Source organism: Treponema pectinovorum, assembly GCF_900497595.1.
In the GTDB taxonomy this organism is placed as follows: Bacteria; Spirochaetota; Spirochaetia; order Treponematales; family Treponemataceae; genus Treponema_D; species Treponema_D pectinovorum.
In genome coordinates this window covers 431,372-446,918 of the sequence record NZ_UFQO01000002.1, presented here as the reverse complement: position 1 = coordinate 446,918, position 15,547 = coordinate 431,372, and the positions used below count along the sequence as shown (strand labels likewise).

15 protein-coding genes are annotated in these 15,547 nt (G+C 37.1%); 4 read left to right on the top strand and 11 right to left on the bottom strand.

Going from position 1 to position 15,547, the window contains the following annotated elements; genetic code table 11:
• Positions 1–4: 4 nt before the first annotated feature.
• The 3 genes from FXX65_RS04385 to FXX65_RS04375 form a co-directional block, all read right to left on the bottom strand.
• Positions 5–298 carry a flagellar biosynthesis anti-sigma factor FlgM gene (locus tag FXX65_RS04385; RefSeq protein ID WP_147613594.1) on the bottom strand — a complete coding sequence of 98 codons (294 nt, stop codon included), beginning with the start codon at positions 296–298 and terminating at the stop codon, positions 5–7.
• A gap of 19 nt (positions 299–317) precedes the next feature.
• On the bottom strand, positions 318–1,025 hold the full coding sequence (rsmI, locus tag FXX65_RS04380; RefSeq protein ID WP_147615258.1) for a 16S rRNA (cytidine(1402)-2'-O)-methyltransferase: 708 nt from the start codon (positions 1,023–1,025) through the stop codon (positions 318–320).
• 65 nt (positions 1,026–1,090) lie between these two features.
• Complete coding sequence (locus FXX65_RS04375) at positions 1,091–1,747, bottom strand: TetR/AcrR family transcriptional regulator (RefSeq protein ID WP_147615257.1); 657 nt, start codon at positions 1,745–1,747, stop codon at positions 1,091–1,093.
• Between the two features lie 171 nt (positions 1,748–1,918).
• Between FXX65_RS04375 and FXX65_RS04370 the strand changes: the two genes are divergently transcribed.
• Positions 1,919–3,832 carry an AMP-dependent synthetase/ligase gene (locus FXX65_RS04370; protein ID WP_147615256.1) on the top strand — a complete coding sequence of 638 codons (1,914 nt, stop codon included), beginning with the start codon at positions 1,919–1,921 and terminating at the stop codon, positions 3,830–3,832.
• Positions 3,833–4,034: 202 nt separating this feature from the next.
• Here FXX65_RS04370 and FXX65_RS04365 read toward each other — a convergent pair whose 3' ends face one another.
• Positions 4,035–5,531: an HDOD domain-containing protein gene (locus tag FXX65_RS04365; RefSeq protein ID WP_147613590.1), complete on the bottom strand. Its 1,497-nt coding sequence runs from the start codon at positions 5,529–5,531 to the stop codon at positions 4,035–4,037.
• A 42-nt stretch (positions 5,532–5,573) separates the two neighbouring features.
• Here FXX65_RS04365 and FXX65_RS04360 point away from each other — a divergent pair, with 42 nt between their 5' ends.
• The 3 genes from FXX65_RS04360 to FXX65_RS04350 all read left to right on the top strand — a co-directional run bounded on the left by FXX65_RS04360 (position 5,574) and on the right by FXX65_RS04350 (position 7,578).
• Positions 5,574–6,632, top strand: coding sequence for a hypothetical protein (locus FXX65_RS04360; protein ID WP_147615255.1), 1,059 nt, complete (start codon positions 5,574–5,576; stop codon positions 6,630–6,632).
• A gap of 80 nt (positions 6,633–6,712) precedes the next feature.
• Entirely contained in the window at positions 6,713–7,285 is a 573-nt protein-coding gene (gene lspA, locus FXX65_RS04355; protein ID WP_147615254.1) for a signal peptidase II, read from the top strand.
• A complete protein-coding gene (locus tag FXX65_RS04350) occupies positions 7,282–7,578 on the top strand; it encodes a hypothetical protein (protein ID WP_147615253.1) in 297 nt (98 codons plus the stop codon). Before lspA ends, FXX65_RS04350 begins: the two co-directional genes overlap by 4 nt.
• A gap of 176 nt (positions 7,579–7,754) precedes the next feature.
• On the opposite strand, the gene pta is transcribed toward FXX65_RS04350, so the two are convergent.
• The 7 genes from pta to FXX65_RS04315 form a co-directional block, all read right to left on the bottom strand.
• A complete protein-coding gene (pta, locus tag FXX65_RS04345; protein ID WP_147615252.1) occupies positions 7,755–8,780 on the bottom strand; it encodes a phosphate acetyltransferase in 1,026 nt (341 codons plus the stop codon).
• A gap of 157 nt (positions 8,781–8,937) precedes the next feature.
• Positions 8,938–10,626 (bottom strand): hypothetical protein, encoded by a 1,689-nt coding sequence (locus FXX65_RS04340; RefSeq protein ID WP_147615251.1) that lies wholly within the window; start codon positions 10,624–10,626, stop codon positions 8,938–8,940.
• A gap of 94 nt (positions 10,627–10,720) precedes the next feature.
• On the bottom strand, positions 10,721–11,791 hold the full coding sequence (locus tag FXX65_RS04335) for a biotin--[acetyl-CoA-carboxylase] ligase (protein ID WP_147615250.1): 1,071 nt from the start codon (positions 11,789–11,791) through the stop codon (positions 10,721–10,723).
• Between the two features lie 131 nt (positions 11,792–11,922).
• Positions 11,923–12,582, bottom strand: a complete 660-nt coding sequence (locus tag FXX65_RS04330; RefSeq protein ID WP_147613583.1) for a P-II family nitrogen regulator — start codon at positions 12,580–12,582, stop codon at positions 11,923–11,925.
• The gene (locus FXX65_RS04325; protein ID WP_147615249.1) at positions 12,579–14,201 is read right to left on the bottom strand and encodes a DUF1538 domain-containing protein; all 1,623 of its coding nucleotides are present in this window, start codon (positions 14,199–14,201) and stop codon (positions 12,579–12,581) included. Before FXX65_RS04325 ends, FXX65_RS04330 begins: the two co-directional genes overlap by 4 nt.
• Positions 14,202–14,235: 34 nt before the next feature.
• The gene (locus FXX65_RS04320) at positions 14,236–14,709 is read right to left on the bottom strand and encodes an S-ribosylhomocysteine lyase (protein WP_147615248.1); all 474 of its coding nucleotides are present in this window, start codon (positions 14,707–14,709) and stop codon (positions 14,236–14,238) included.
• A gap of 29 nt (positions 14,710–14,738) precedes the next feature.
• Entirely contained in the window at positions 14,739–15,452 is a 714-nt protein-coding gene (locus FXX65_RS04315) for a 5'-methylthioadenosine/adenosylhomocysteine nucleosidase (protein WP_147615247.1), read from the bottom strand.
• Between the last annotated feature and the right edge of the window lie 95 nt (positions 15,453–15,547).

Sequence of the window (15,547 nt, the reverse complement as noted above, 5' to 3'; positions counted from 1 at the left end):
TAATTTATAAACCCCAAGAGTCCAAAATCTTATCGGCAGTAGAACCAAGCACTGCTGAATTTATGTAATTTGGATCTTTGATTTTTTCTTTTACAGCCATAACGAGTTCTGAGCGCACATCTGGAGTTTCTTCGGCAACCTGACTCAAAAAATATGCCTTTGCAGCTTCTTTTGCTTCATCAGAAACGCTAATTGAATCAGGAGCAGATAAAGATGAGGTTTTGCCCGTGTCATTTGAACGACGAGTGTTCTGTACGCTGTTAAGAGGATTTATTCCGTTAATATTCTGTACCATCATTTATAACCTGCCTTACCGTCTAATTATCGGCATTTTCTTGGGAAAGTTGAGAATTTTTATTCCCAGAAATAAAAACTGCGAATTCTCCAAGAACTTTCTGTCTTGAAGAAAACTCATCTCTCACTTCCGCTGCCGTGCCTTCAATTATTTCTTCGTGTAACTTGGTCAGTTCCCTGCCAACAACAACACGACGAACACTATCTATATCGGCAATGTCCGTCAAAAGTTTAACAATTCTAAATGGAGATTCGTACAAAACTACAGCATCTCCAGTAGAAAGCAATTCCACAAGTCTTGAATGCCTCCGCCCTGGTTTAGGAGAAAGGAAGCCTTCAAATATAAGAGTTTTTCCACCAGCACCAGCCACGCTTACAAGGGTTGCAAATGCGCTAGGACCTGGAACAGGAACTACAGTATGACCTGCCTTTCTGGCAATGCCTGCAAGAATCGCCCCTGGATCGCTTATTCCCGGAGTTCCTGCATCGCTTGCATAGGCAACCGACTGACCTTCGTCCAACAAGTTTACTATCTTTTGACTTGCAAATTCTTCATTCTGCGAGCGGCAAGAAATCAGAGGTTTTCGAATTCCAAAATGCGTCAAAAGGTGCAAGGTATGCCTAGTATCTTCGGCAGCAATCACATCGACAGTTTTTAAGATTTCTACCGCTCGAAACGTGATGTCGCCCAAATTACCGATTGGCGTACCAACTATATAAAGAGTGGACACACATTAATAATAATGTTTATGAGAGTAAAAAGCAATTACAAAAACTAACACGCTCCCCAACAGCACTACAAAAGACAACAGAATTCTTCTATAAGATTATCCGTCTTTTTTAAATCTGGCTCTAAAGGAAGTGAATTAAATAACTCTCCTTCCCCAGAACGAGGGTTTGACCTTATATCATCTTTTTTTTCTACGATGTATTCGTCTAAAATACTGTAAAGGATAGAAACAAAAAGTTCTGCATGCAAAGCAATTTTTTCTTCATCCTTAAATTTTATCTTGTCTGCATTTGCAAGACTCGTTAAAGCGATTTTTGCCTGCTCCACGAGTTTTCGTTTTGAATCGCCTGCAATTTTTAAAACCACCGATGAAAAATATTTTTCGCTTTCTAAAAAAGAATAAATTTGAATCAACGGTTCTTTTTCGTTCACCTTAAACCAACGATGAACAATTCCCTTTAAAACTTCGCCTGCTGTGTATTTTTGTGCCGTATAATCCATTTCTAGCGGAATTAGCGGAATTTTTTTTATATATTCATTGCAATAATTTATTGTGTCTTCAATCATCGCTTCCCGAGAGTCATAATGATTGTAAAGGCTCGCTTTTTTTATGCCGAGTTTGCCTGCAATGTCTGCAAGCGAAGTTCCACCGACGCTCTTTACAAAAGCACAGTCCAAAACCGCATTGATTATTTTTTCTCTCGTAATTTTTTCCGCAGGCATTTTTTAGAACTCCGATTTAAGAAAAACTAACAAGTGTTAGTTTATTGAGAGTAAGCTTATTTGTCAACGAATTAAAAAGGGAGTAGAATATTTGCGTGCAAAGTTGTAAACTTTGTAAACGACATTTTAACATATTTTGTCATTTTGTAAAAAACAGGAGACATGCTCTGTATGAAAAAGACACTGCCTAAAATATTTATAGAGGTAGCAAAAACCTATCCTGAAGTAGCATTCCAAATGTCAAAAATCGCAGAAGACGTTTGGGAAAGCGTATCCTACAAAGAAGCGCTTGAAATAACAAAAACTCTTGCAGGGGGCTTGCTTTCGATAGGTGTAAAACGGGGAGAGCATATTGGTCTTATTTCTGATAACAGAAAAGAATGGCTACAACTTGACCTTGCTCTTTTGAGTTTGGGGGCAATCGATATACCTCGTGGTTGCGATGCTACAATCGGCGACCTTGAATACATACTTTCGTTTGCAGAAGCACAGTTTGTTATTGCAGAAAATAAAGCACAAATAGAAAAACTTCTTGGAATTCGCGAAAAATTGCCGCTCGTAAAAACTTTTATCGTTTTGGAAGAGCAGGAAGATAAGATTTTTGAACTTTGCAAAAAATCTGATATAACACTTTTGACCTTTAATCAGCTTTTAAAAAAGGGCGAACAGTTCAATAAAGAAAATCCAGATAAAGTTGATGAAGAAATAGAAAAAGGTAAGAGCGATGAACTTGCATCTATAATCTTTACCTCTGGGACAACTGGCCAGCCAAAAGGTGTAATGCTCACTCATGGAAATTTTCTTGCTCAACTTGAAGACATCGATGAAAGGATTTGGTTAAATCCTGGCGACCGAGGACTTTTGGTTTTGCCAGTATGGCACGCTTTTGAGCGCTCTGTTGAATATGTTGTTTTCTCGCAGGGAGCAACGCTTTGCTATTCTAAACCGCTAGGTTCAGTTCTTTTGGCAGATTTAAAATATCTTAATCCACAAGTTTTGCCTGCAGTTCCTAGAGTTTTTGAAGCCGTTTATGAAGGCATAAACAAAAAAATGCGAAAAACTGGTGGTGCGGTTTTAAAACTATTCAACTTTTTCCTTGCAATCGCTTTGTTCCATTCAAAATTGGATAGAGTTCTTTTTGATAAGACAACTCGTTACGGAATGGACAAAAGATGGTTGCAATGGCCAGCCTTTGTTATTCCTTGGCTCGTTTGCTACCCTATAAAACTTTTGGGCGGAGCGATGATTTTTAGAAAAATTCGTGCAATGCTTGGAAATAACTTTAGAGGAGCTGTTGCTGGCGGTGGAGCTCTTCCTCCTGCAATCGACAAATTCTTTTGGGCAATCGGCGTAAATCTTGTAGAAGGTTACGGACTCACAGAAACCGCACCAATAATTTCTGTAAGACCTTTTAACCGACCAGTTTTGGGCAATGTTGGAAAACCGATACGCGAACTTGCAGCAAAAGTTGTAGACCCTGTTACAGGCAAAGAAGTTAAACGCGGAAAAAAAGGCGCTCTTCTTATAAAAGGTCCTACAGTAATGCAAGGTTATTACAAAAGGCCAGAACTTACAGAAAAAGTTATCGATGAAAACGGCTGGTTCAACACAGGAGACCTTGCACGGCTTACTGCAAACGGCGAGATTGTGCTGTGTGGCCGCATAAAAGATACTATTGTTCAGCTTGGCGGCGAAAACGTTGAACCTGCACCTATCGAAATGAAAATTCAAGAATCGCGTTATATAAAAACCGCCGTAGTTGTAGGACAAGACCAAAGATACTTGGCCGCTCTCGTAGTTCCAGAAAAATCCGAAATAGAACAGTTTGCTCAAGATGCAAAACTTTCATACAAAAAATACGAAGACCTTGCACGCAGTCCAGAAATAAAAAGACTCTTGGAAGGAGAAATTGCACACAGAATAAACTCAAAAAACGGATTTAAGATGTTTGAACGCATAAATAAGATTGCAGTTCTTCCAAAAGAATTTGAAGTAGGAGCGGAGCTTTCTGCAAAGCAAGAAATAAGCCGCTACAAGATAAACGATATTTACGCTTCCGAAATAAAAAAACTTTTTAAAGATTAAAACAAAAACGGAGAAACGTTCAAAATATTTTATAAGGAGAGTTGCCTAAAAAGGCGCGCCCAAAATCAGATTAAAAATTTTGGGTATACTAGATTTTTTTTACAAGTTAAGCCAACTTTATTTTATAAAAAGTTTCACGGCTGATAAAAGATTGATTCCAAAATCATAATGGAATCAGTCTTTTTTTATTTTATATAAAAGATTATATGCTTTCTGTAACAAACGCTTTTTCTAAACGGTCAAGGATTTTCTGTAATTGCTGTTCGCTTGTTATGTTGAACATCGCTAAAACTTCTGGTTCAAATTGATAGTAGTCAACTTCTTTTGAGTGATAATGAACGAGCATATCAGAAAGGTATACCAAACTTGTAAGCTTTTTTGTATTCTCTGGAGCAAGATCTGGAGAATGATGATACCTTATTACAGAAACTATCACCTCTGGGAAATTCCATTTTTCTGCAATCAAAGCGCCAACTTCGCCGTGGTTTACGCCTGCAAGCAATTTTTCAAATATATCTGCAGGAATTCCTTTTTTTGCACAAATTCCTTTAATTTTATCTATAAAATCTGGATGCGCATTTTCAAAAACGAGTTTTCCCATATCGTGCAGCAAACCGCATACATAGGAATCTTCTACAACATTCCGCTCTGAAGAACAAAAATTTCGTGCAAGGTTGTAAGCGTAGAACGCAACTTTGTATGAGTGAGTCCACAATTCTTTTTTTTCGCCGCTCAATTCTTTTAAACTGTTGAGAGAACCAACAGAAATGAGCATATTTTTTATTCCACGAAGCCCAACAAGCTTTACAGCATCCGCAATGCTCCTGCATGGAGACGCCAAAGCGAAGGTTGCCGAGTTTACGAGTTTTAGCAAATCCGTAGTCAAAGAAACATCGCTGGAAATAAGCATGGCGATTTCGCTCATCTTTGAATCCGGATCATTTAAAAGCGCATTTACCCTTACGATTGTATCTGGGAATTGAGGGAGTTCGTCGATTATTTTTACAAATTCCTGACTTACAACGCTCAAATCTTTTTGAGTTTTTTCATTTAAAGGAAGAATTATCCTAGTTATAGTTTCTCCATTTTCGCAAAGGATTTGGAAATTTTCTTCTGTAAGCCCAATTTTTTCGAGCATCAAAATCATTATTATAAGACCAAGACCTGCACCTTCTGTTTCATCAAGAATTTGAGCAAGCACCTGGTCTACAGAAGTATACTGCTGTGCACGACTTAATTTATCATGCATTCGTTTATATTCTTCTACTGTAAGTTCTGAATTATTTCTGACTTCGATTTTTATTTTATTATTGCGGGTTTGAAGAATTAACTTTACATAAAGTCCAGCAGTTTTTTGAAGTTTTAAATAGTATTTTATATTGTTTAAGGTTTCTGCTTTAAAACTTTTCATTCCTTCTTCGTATTCAACTGGATTAGAAATATCTAAATGCTTTTCTTTAAAATATATGCGTTTTGTATTAGCCTTTTTGCTATTTGTAACCAATTCATTAAGGCAATAAGTCAAATATTCAACCATTTGATTTTGATTTAATTCGTCCAAAAAAGCTTTTAAAACAGAACCCATGTACACTTCCATTTCGTGAGGAAGCGTATAAGTAGTAATTGACAGAGGGATTCCTGCACGGATAGCCATTTTTACTTTTGACAAATCAAGTTTAACTTTAGTTTGTGCCGCCATACTAGTATGGATTGTAACACAATATTCCGCTATTATACAGATATGTTTGACTGTTTTGTTGCAGAACTGCTCGTAATGGCTTTGCTTTTTATTTGCTGTGCAAGAATTTTTTTTATGAAAAAATCAAAGATTGATTCTTTCGTGATTTTTTCACCAATAGCACTGCTTCTTTCAATCATAAATATCTTTCTCTGGAATCTTTCGCCTTTAACTTTTTTCCCGACGCTCTTGGCTTTTTTCGTTTTTTTTACAAATATTCGCTCACTTTTAAGATTCTGTTCGGCTCTTTATATAGACAGATATTCAAATCCTTTTGTGATAGTCTGCATTATCGAACTTTTTGCGATAGTGCTGTGCGCATTTTTTTTGATAAATTTTCGACCTATAAAAATCGACGCAAAGGATTTTGAATCTTCAAAAAATGTTCAAATTATGTCTGGCAATTTTTCCAGAGGATTTTATCCTGCAAAAAAGTCCGAGATTTTTAGAATTTCGAACAGTTTTCTGTATACTTACGAGCCTTTACAAAAAAGCGAAAGCGAACTTCCACTCATAATATTCTGCACAGGAAATTTGAGCTCTGTAAGCGATTATGAGCCTTACCTGCTTTTTCTTTCTAAAAAAGGATTTACAGTTTTTGCAGCAGATTTTTTTGCTGATGATTTGACTTATTTTGACGGAATTTTTAACACTCGTTTTTTTAGAAAATTTTATTCAAGATATTTATTCTTAAATGATAAAAAAATTGATTCTAAAAAAAGCAATTTTAACCAGGAACTTTCGTATTTGGCTTTGATAAAAATCGCGAAACAAAAATATGGTGAAAAAAAGATTTTTTTTGTAAGCGATTCCTTAGATTATCAAACTGCAATAAAATTGACACAAACAGTAAACACAGGGGCTTTTGAATTTTACGACATTGCAGAAATTGCAGAATACCGTTCAAAAATGCTCGGTTTTGTTGAACAGACCGATATTTTTATCGCAAAAAGATTGAAATTAGAACGCGACAAGACGCTTTTTATTCCTCGTTATGTTGCAGGCAAAACTGTTGCAAAAATAAAGGACTTTAATTTTCTTGAATACCCAAAAATTGAATAAATTTTCGGAAAATTTACAATCTTTTTATAAGTTTCGTATTACTAGACTATAATTTTTTAATAATCTATAATTTTTTTTCTATGGACACAGAAAATATCACGGTTGAATTTAAAAGCAAACCTACTGCCTCAAAAAAATTACTGCCTTTAATTTTAATGGCTGTTGTTATAATTTTAGATCAAGTTACAAAGCAATTAGTTGTAAAAAATATTCCTTTAACGTATCCAGTTACGATTGGCGCACAATTTTTTGGTGATTTTTTAAGGATAATCCATGTTTGTAACCCTGGAATTGCGTTTAGCATTGGCGAAAGCTGGTCATTAGTTGCAAGAGCAATTCTTTTTCGATTTGTTCCTATTTTTGTAATCATAATGGTTTTAATCGTTTACTTTAGAAATGAAGATTTTAACCAATTACAACGCTGGGCAATAATGGGAATCGCTGGGGGCGGAACCGGAAACCTGATTGACCGCTTTTTTAGAAAAGAAGGCGTTGTCGATTTTATAGATGTGAAGTTTTACAACATATTGGGAATGGAACGATGGCCAACATTCAATGTTGCAGATGCGACGGTTGTTGTTTGTGGAATAATTTTAGTGATTTCGTTCCTTTTTACAGTAAAAAATTCCAGTCAAAAAAAAGGTATAAAATGACTTGTAGCGAACGAACTACGATTTTTAACATTGCAGTTGGACTTTACAACATAATTCTTGGGCTTTTGATTGAATTTTTGCTCGTGGGAACTTCTTTTTTGCTGCTTTCCAGTTTTCCTGCGATGGCGAACAGTATTCCGGTTAATGTTGCTCTGCCTTTTATACTTTTTGCAGGCATAATAATTGCGATGATTCTTAGCATGAAGACGATAACCTGGGCAATAAAAAAATTTAACCTAAAAGATAAAGTTGATTACAAAGCGATAAAAAGATATTTAAAAGACGAGATTTAGTATTTTTACAAAAAAACTTAGCCCGTCGTGTAAGGGCGGCAAAGCCGTCCGTGGCTTGCCACGGATGGAGCGAAGAGCAACCCTGAAAGGACGGTTTGACAAGTGATGCGCTCCATAAAAGAAAAAGGCACGATACTTTTCGTGCCTCATTTTTTTTGATTTTTTAAATTTTTTGCTTATGCCTGCAAAGCGGTTACTGCAACTGTGTCGACAATCTCTTCAACATTGCAGCCACGGCTTAAATCGTTAAGAGGTTTTGCAAAGCCCTGACAAACAGGTCCGATTGCCTTCCAGCCACCCATGCGAGCGGCAATTTTGTAGCCGATGTTTCCTGCATTTATATTTGGGAAGATAAAAGTATTTGCGTGTCCTGCAACTTGAGAACCAGGGGCTTTTAATTCGCCAACTTCTGGAGCGATTGCAGCATCAAATTGGAATTCGCCGTCCAAAGCGAGTTCTGGAGCTTTTGATTTTGCAAGATTTGTCGCTTCCACAACTTTGCCAACAGTGTTGAGTCCTTTTGAGTCGTTTCCAGAGCCTTTTGTTGAAAATGAAAGCATTGCAATTTTTGGATTGATACCTGCAATTTTTTTTGCTGTTTCTGCAGTTGCAATCGCTATATCAGAAAGTTCTTCTGCACTTGGGTCTATGTTGATTGCACAGTCTCCAAAAACACAGATTCCGTCTGGGATATATTTGTTTGAGCCTTCTGGAGCTACCATTATAAAGCAAGAAGAAACAGTTTTTACTCCAGCAGAAGTTTTTATAACTTGAAGTCCTGGACGAAGTGTATTTGCTGTTGAGTGGCAAGCACCAGAAACGAAGCCGTCTGCATCGCCCGCTTTTAAAATAAGCGCACCGTACATTGTGTAATCTTTGAGCGCTGCTTTTTTTGCAGCAGGAATGTCTGCATATTCTGGTTCGCCTGTTTTTTTATTGATTTTTCCTTCTCGTGCTTTGTAAAGAATTTCTGCGTATTTGTCTGCATTTGAATCTGTTGTAGGATCAACAATCTGTACACCAGACATATCAAATCCAAATTTTAAAATTTCGTCTTTATTTCCAAGAAGGATGATTTTTGCGATTCCTTCTTTTACCGCAACGCTAGCCGCTTCAACAACTCTCTTGTCTTCGCCTTCGCAAAGAACAATTGTTTTACCTGCTTTTTTGGCTTTTTCACGCAAAGATTTTACAAAGTCCATAGATTTCCTCGTTTTAAATATTGATTTAAATTGGTTCAAAAAAATGAATCAATTAACTTTACCACTTTGTAAAAAAATTGCAAACCCAAGAGTTTAAAGCAAAGGGGCGCACTTGTCTTTTCCTCGTCTGAAGAGAAAAAAATCTATTTATAAAAAATCAATAACCGTCGCTCATGCTGCGGTTTATATCGCGCTGATACAATTCCTGATAAACAAGCGAGCGTTTCTTTAATTCATCTTTGCGTTCCTGGCTAAACGGTATAAATCGCCAGAAAATTGCACGCAAATCTTTTTCCATTCGCTGCACGCCTTCAACTTCTTTTGTCATCCAAAGAACGTAATCGCTTATAAAGTATGATTTTAAATCGCCTTTTAATTTTTGACTTTCAATCCACTGGTAGTACTGACCTGTTAGACCTTCTTCCATCCAATAGTAACTGGCTTTTTCTTTTGCAACCTGCCAGCGCAAATCTGCGACTGCCATCAAAATGCTTATTTTTAAATCACGTGGATACATTGGAACAACGATTCGTCCCCGGCTTGTGATTCTGTTGTAGCGATCAAAAGGTTCCCAGCAAAAACCAAAATCGCCATAAGTTGGAACTAAAAGAACATACGGAACAATGCGATGAGGCGTATTTTTGTGAATTCGGCAAAATGCTCCAGGATCCATCTCTTCTATCCAAGACATTATGCTGATTACGTTTTCCCTAAATCCGGTTCCTTTTGGAATACAGTGATAAAATTCCCTCGTAAAAACAGGAAATTGATTTCCCTGTCGTCCAATCGTCATTTTTGCCATCTGGCGAACTGTGTTATATTCTGTGTCTATATCGCCTTTGCTTACTTCCACCGCTTCTGGCGAAGATTGCATTTTTGCTTGCAAAGATTCGCTTATCGATTTTGCTTCTTCCAATTCTTTTAAATAAGACGAAAGTTCTTTATCGTTTTTTTGAAGTGAACGCAATCGCTCCTGAATTTCCACGAAAAGTTTTTTTTGCATTTCTGAATATGGCATTCGATGTGGCGCCATACCAATCATCGCTGGATGTTCGCAGAGTGCCTGAACTCGATTCAACAATTCCGTTTCCATCATCTGTCGTTCGCTTTCTTTTGCATTTACAAAACTTTCTGAACTTTGAATCTTTCCATCATTTTTGCTCTTTAATTGCATCAAATGTTGCTGCTCGGCTGCCCCGCCTGCATTAGATTTTTTTACTCGAACTTCATCGGTTGCAGAAAGAGAAAGCCTGCCACTTGCAATCTCTTTAAACCACTCGTCCATGTAATAAACGGGTTCACCGGTATTATTTTCCAAAATCGCCTTTGAAAAAGTTTCCTTTTGCTCTGGCGTAAAAAGCGATGGCAACAGAACGCCGTAGCGCATCATCATCCGTTTTGATTTTGGAATGGAAAAATCTGCCATTTTTGGAGCCATCGTATGCACTAATTCCCAGTAAGCCATTACCAGTTGCTGACGGTAAACAGTGCGGTCCTTTGGATCGGTACAAGTTAAATATTTTGAAAGAACTTGATGAACTCGCTGTGCCGGAGCGGCTTCGCCTGTGAGGCAGGATTTATAATACGAGGCATCGTCAAAATATTTATGTCCTTCATCTTCAAAAAATTTTGTAATCGGTTTGAATTTCGTAACGCTTAAATCGACTTTATTTGGTTCAGGCTCGTCCTCAGTATCTTCTTCTTTTTTTCGAAAACTGGAATCTGTAAAATCCGTTACAGGAACATCGCCAAAAAAATCTGTGGAATTTTCATTATCTTCAGATGCATTGTTAGCAGTTTCTGCGAGTAACGCTGCGATTGTAGGGTCTAAATCCTGATCACTCATCTATAATCATGCTCCGTATCTAAAAATCTGTGTCCGATTATAACACAGGAAAAGCGATTTTAGTAATAAGCAGCAAATTAAAATTCTATTTTTATTATTTTGCAAATGAAGAGCTTTTTAACGATACTTCTCCAGAAAAAAGTTTTTTTATGCTTTTATCTTCGCATTCGACTATCAATTCTGCTTCTTCGCTTATATCCAGAACTTTTGCAACATAACTTTCTGCTTGCCCACCTGCAATCGGATTTACCGTAACGGTTAGCCCTTTTAAAAGCGAACGAGAGCGATATTCATCGATTACATTTTTAAAAAAGATTTTTTCGCCATTGTAATAAGAATCGTAAATCTTTAAGAGATTAAAAATGATTTTTGCACAGAGCAGATTTCGCGGAACTTTTGGGATTTTTTTCCCTTCGCTTTGCATAATATCTTCTATGCTGCCGGCAATCTTTGAAAGTTCTCCTGTAAAATTTGAATTGCGAACATTTATGCCGATTCCTACTATCGCAAAATCTATAGTTGCTGTTTCAAAATTTGCGATTCCTTCGGTTAAAATGCCACAGATTTTTTTACCATTCAGAAAAACATCGTTGACCCATTTTATTTTGCATTCTTCGCCATAAAGCTCTTTGACTGCCCTACAAACCGAAACCGCAGCTCCTGCCGTCAACAATGCTGGATTTTTAACTCCGCCTAAAGGTCTGTAGACCAAAGAAAAATACAATCCAGAATCCGCTGGAGAATAAAAAACTCTGCCGAGCCTGCCATGCCCCGCAGTTTGCTTTCCAGACACAAAGGCAACTCTATTCAAAACTTTGTCTAAAGTCTGCCGCTTTGCTTCAAAATTTGTGGAGTCCACGGTTTTAAATGATTGCACAGCACAATTAATTCCGTATTCTTCTATAAGAGATTCAATTTTTTTGCCGTCGATTTCATCGGGTTCATCTTTAAATTTATAGCCTTTACGAGTTTGTGCCTCAATTAAAAAACCGTCTCTTCTAAGAGATTTTATCGCTTTATTAACCGCTGCTCTGCTTATGCTTAAATTTAATGCCAGTTCTTCGCCAGAAATAAAACCTTCGTTTTTTTCTTCCAATGCAAAGTCTTTTAAAATTAAGAGTATTTTTTCTTTATTTGATAAATCTTTATGAATATGAACAGGCATGATTTTCCTATTTTTATATGGCGTTTTTATAAATTTTTACAATTTGTTTAAACAGCAACAGAATAATTTTTTCAAAACTCATTCTTCCATAAAAATAAAAGCGTTTAATTATTAAAAAGTCTCGCAGTTTTTTAATTTTTTCCAAGAAGAGAAAAATCCTCTACCGTTGCAGAGTATGCGATTCCCATCCCCGGGTTCTTAAGACAATTTACTTCTTTTATTGCCTGCATAACTGCATCTTTTTTTTCTGAAGGTACAATCATCAAAAGCATTTCTTTTTCTGGAACTATATGCATACCAAAAAATCTTTCATCGTTTTCTCTTGCAGTTCCGTGAGCATTTACAACAGTTCCGCCGCCAGCACCAGCTCTTCTTGCAGCAACCATTATGTCTTCTGCATAACCTTTATTGACTATAACAGTTATCAATTCATTTTCTGAATGCATTGTCTTTTCCTCCAAAAAAACTTTATCTTCAAAAGAGGTTGCGTTTCCGGCTTTTAAAAGAAAATTCACATCTGTCGCAAAAAAAATCCCAAAATTCTTTTTTTCATGAAGACAAGAATTTATTATCGCATCCCTTACAGGGTTTGCAACATCACTTTCAACAAGCATTAGGATTAAATCTACAGATGTTTCACCAAGTCCTAAGATTGCCTGAAAATTTGATTTTGCAAGAGAGCGACCAAAAACAACAGTTCCGCCACCACAACCGCTTTCCACAGCCGCTCTGGTCAATTTTTCGCCTTTTCCATGAGGCACTACGCTAAAAAAAAGTTTGTACGGACTCATCGCACTGCCTCCTCAATTAAATTTTCAGTTTTATTTTTTGATGCCGATTTTTCTGTCTTTATCTTAAAGACTATTCCCAAAATTTGAATCGCAATCAATGGCGTCATTGCAACCAAGGCTATAACTCCAAAAGCATCTACAGCAGGATTTCCGCCACAGGCTTTACTTGCTCCCAATGTAAACGAAAGGATAAAAGTGCTTGTCATAGGTCCACTTGCAACGCCACCAGAGTCAAAAGCAATTCCTGTAAAAAGCGGTGGGCAAAAAAACGTAAGCAAAAGCGAAACCGCATAGCCGGGAATCAATATTGCCCACAAACTAAAGCCGAATAAAACTCTAGCCATAGAAAGTCCTATAGAAATTGCAACACCACTACTCAGGGCAACAAGCATTACATGGCGGCTTATCGCTCCACCAGAAACTTCTTCAACCTGATCTGTTAAAACCCATACAGCAGGTTCTGCACAAACAACAACTGCTCCAAAAACGCAACCTACAAGGATAAGGATTATGACTTCTGTTAAGCCTGGAATGCGCATAATTTTTTCGACAGTGCCTAAAGCGTCATACAAAACGAGTTGTTTGTCGCCAGAAATCGCAAGGGCTCCCAGCGATTCGCCTAATTTTTGCCCAACTGGCATAAATCCGCCATGCGCTCCGCTCAAAAAAATAACCAGCCCTACAAAACTCAAGAGAAAACCCCGAATCATTCTGATTACTTGCATAGGAGGCATTTTTAAAAGAGTGATTTGAAAAATTATCGCCATAGCAACAAGAGGAAGCAAAGCGAGCAAAACCTCTTTTGTAACTTCTGGAACTTTTTGAAACAAGGTAGGAATTTCAACCAAAGCCTGTTCTGCACCGCTCGCCGCAACTGTAGAATCCAAATTCGAAGATGAAGCTCCATTCAATTTTGCAGAGATTATCGCGTACACAACAACCGCAAGAATTGGACCAATCGAAGCGATTCCTGTAAGACCAAAACTATCGTCGTTCGATGAAGAAAGTTTCGCTTTTTCTGAAGTTTTTGCACGAACAGCAGCAACACCAACGCCTAACGCCATTATAAACGGAACCGTCATAGGTCCAGTTGTCGCTCCTCCAGAATCAAAGGCAACGCCCTGGAATTCTTCTGGCGCAAAAAAAGCAAACAAAAACACCAAAACATAAGAAATTATCAAAATAAGGCGAAGAGGTATAGAAAGTATCGTGCGGAAAATTCCGATTGCGACAAAAAGACCAACACCAACTGCAATCGCAATTATGAGTCCCCATTTTGAAACACTAGAATCAATGCCTCTAACCTGGTCTGCCAAAACCTGAACATCTGGTTCTGCAAATGTAACTATAAAACCAATAAAAAATGCAGTAAAAATCAAAAGGGAAAGATTTTTTTTCGAAGTGAGCGCAGCACCGCTCCGCTCTCCAATTGGCAATATACCAATATCAACCCCAATCAAAAAAATTGTAAGACCAATTATGACAAGACATCCGCTAAAGAAAAATTGAATTAAAAGATTCTTTCCAAGCGGAGCAATCGTAAAGCCCAACAAAAATACCAAAATCATTATTGGGGCAACGGAAGAAATTGTTTCTTTTAGTTTTAAGTAAAAATTCATCGATTGTTATTTGTATTAAAATATATAAATTCTATCAAAAAGGTTTCCAGCCTTTTTTTGAAATTCCTTCAATCCACTGTCGAGCAAATTTTCTTGCACCATCCAAATCCATGTCGCGATAGTTTCCACATTGGATTTCGTTTGCAGCAGGAATTTCTGACTGCCAGTTGGCAACTTTTTCAAAAACTTTTAACAAAGGAGCAACAATATCTTCTTCTTTTACATCGCCCCAAACTGTAAGATAAAATCCTGTTCTGCAACCCATCGGGCTAAAATCTATAACAGTTTCAATTTCATCTCTCAGATATTCTGCAATTATGTGCTCCATGGCATGAATTGCACCAGTCCCCATAAATTCTTTGTTTGGCTGGCATACTCTAACATCAAATTTCGTAACCCAATCGCCTTTTGCACCCTGCTTTTTTGCAGCAATGCGAATATAAGGTGCTTTTACAAGCCTGTGGTCAAGATTAAAACTGTCTACATTGTATTTTTTTAGTTCCGGCAAGATAAATTTCTCCAAAGATTTAAGAGATTTTATATTTCTTTGATAACTTTTTCAACAAGACGCGAACTCAAGTCTGCGGCAATGCTCTCGTTAAATTCGTAACCATTTGAACTCAAATCATCTGCCATATCGCTCATGCAGCGTATTATGACAAACGGAATTTTATTCAAAAAACAAGCATGCGCTATAGCACAGCCTTCCATTTCAACGCAAGCAGGTTCAACATCACGCACAATTTTTTCTTTTTTCTGCTTATCTGATATAAATTGATCGCCTGTTGCAATACGACCTTCTATAAGATGATGATTAGCAAATTCGTCCATTCCATCAAAGGATTTTTTTACAGTTTGAATCATTTTTTCATCTGCCAAAAATGAATAAACATCCATCTGCGGAATTTGACCAATTTTGTATCCAAAACCAGTTGCGTCCATATCGTGATAAACTGCATCGCTTGAAACTACAAAATCCAAAATTCCAAGCCCACTTTTTATTGCACCAGCAATTCCTGTATTTATTATGTGAGTACAACCAAATCCCAAAATCAATCTTTGTGCGCACAAAGCTGCATTTACTTTTCCAACTCCACATCTAACTACGACGCATTCATTTTTTCCTATATGCCCAGAATAAAACTCGAGTCCGCCTTCAACTGTTTTTTTTGCCTCGCCACCAGAAAGCATCAAATCTTTTAAATGATTTATTTCTATCTGCATTGCCCCGATTATTCCAATTTTTTTCATATCAAACCTCACATCTATACAATAACAAATTTTATGCAAATAACCGCAGAATATTCAATCGTTTTCATAAAAAAATATGTTATCGCAAATATTTT

Bases quoted from the DNA above. Each gene is read 5' to 3' on its own strand.
- FXX65_RS04385 (WP_147613594.1), bottom strand. From the start codon at position 298: ATGATGGTACAGAATATTAACGGAATAAATCCTCTTAACAGCGTACAG.
- FXX65_RS04335 (WP_147615250.1), bottom strand. From the start codon at position 11,791: ATGCCTGTTCATATTCATAAAGATTTATCAAATAAAGAAAAAATACTC.
- FXX65_RS04370 (WP_147615256.1), top strand. From the start codon at position 1,919: ATGAAAAAGACACTGCCTAAAATATTTATAGAGGTAGCAAAAACCTAT.
- lspA (WP_147615254.1), top strand. From the start codon at position 6,713: ATGGACACAGAAAATATCACGGTTGAATTTAAAAGCAAACCTACTGCC.
- pta (WP_147615252.1), bottom strand. From the start codon at position 8,780: ATGGACTTTGTAAAATCTTTGCGTGAAAAAGCCAAAAAAGCAGGTAAA.
- FXX65_RS04315 (WP_147615247.1), bottom strand. From the start codon at position 15,452: ATGAAAAAAATTGGAATAATCGGGGCAATGCAGATAGAAATAAATCAT.
- FXX65_RS04330 (WP_147613583.1), bottom strand. From the start codon at position 12,582: ATGAGTCCGTACAAACTTTTTTTTAGCGTAGTGCCTCATGGAAAAGGC.
- FXX65_RS04340 (WP_147615251.1), bottom strand. From the start codon at position 10,626: ATGAGTGATCAGGATTTAGACCCTACAATCGCAGCGTTACTCGCAGAA.
- FXX65_RS04375 (WP_147615257.1), bottom strand. From the start codon at position 1,747: ATGCCTGCGGAAAAAATTACGAGAGAAAAAATAATCAATGCGGTTTTG.
- FXX65_RS04365 (WP_147613590.1), bottom strand. From the start codon at position 5,531: ATGGCGGCACAAACTAAAGTTAAACTTGATTTGTCAAAAGTAAAAATG.
- FXX65_RS04325 (WP_147615249.1), bottom strand. From the start codon at position 14,201: ATGAATTTTTACTTAAAACTAAAAGAAACAATTTCTTCCGTTGCCCCA.
- FXX65_RS04350 (WP_147615253.1), top strand. From the start codon at position 7,282: ATGACTTGTAGCGAACGAACTACGATTTTTAACATTGCAGTTGGACTT.
- FXX65_RS04360 (WP_147615255.1), top strand. From the start codon at position 5,574: ATGTTTGACTGTTTTGTTGCAGAACTGCTCGTAATGGCTTTGCTTTTT.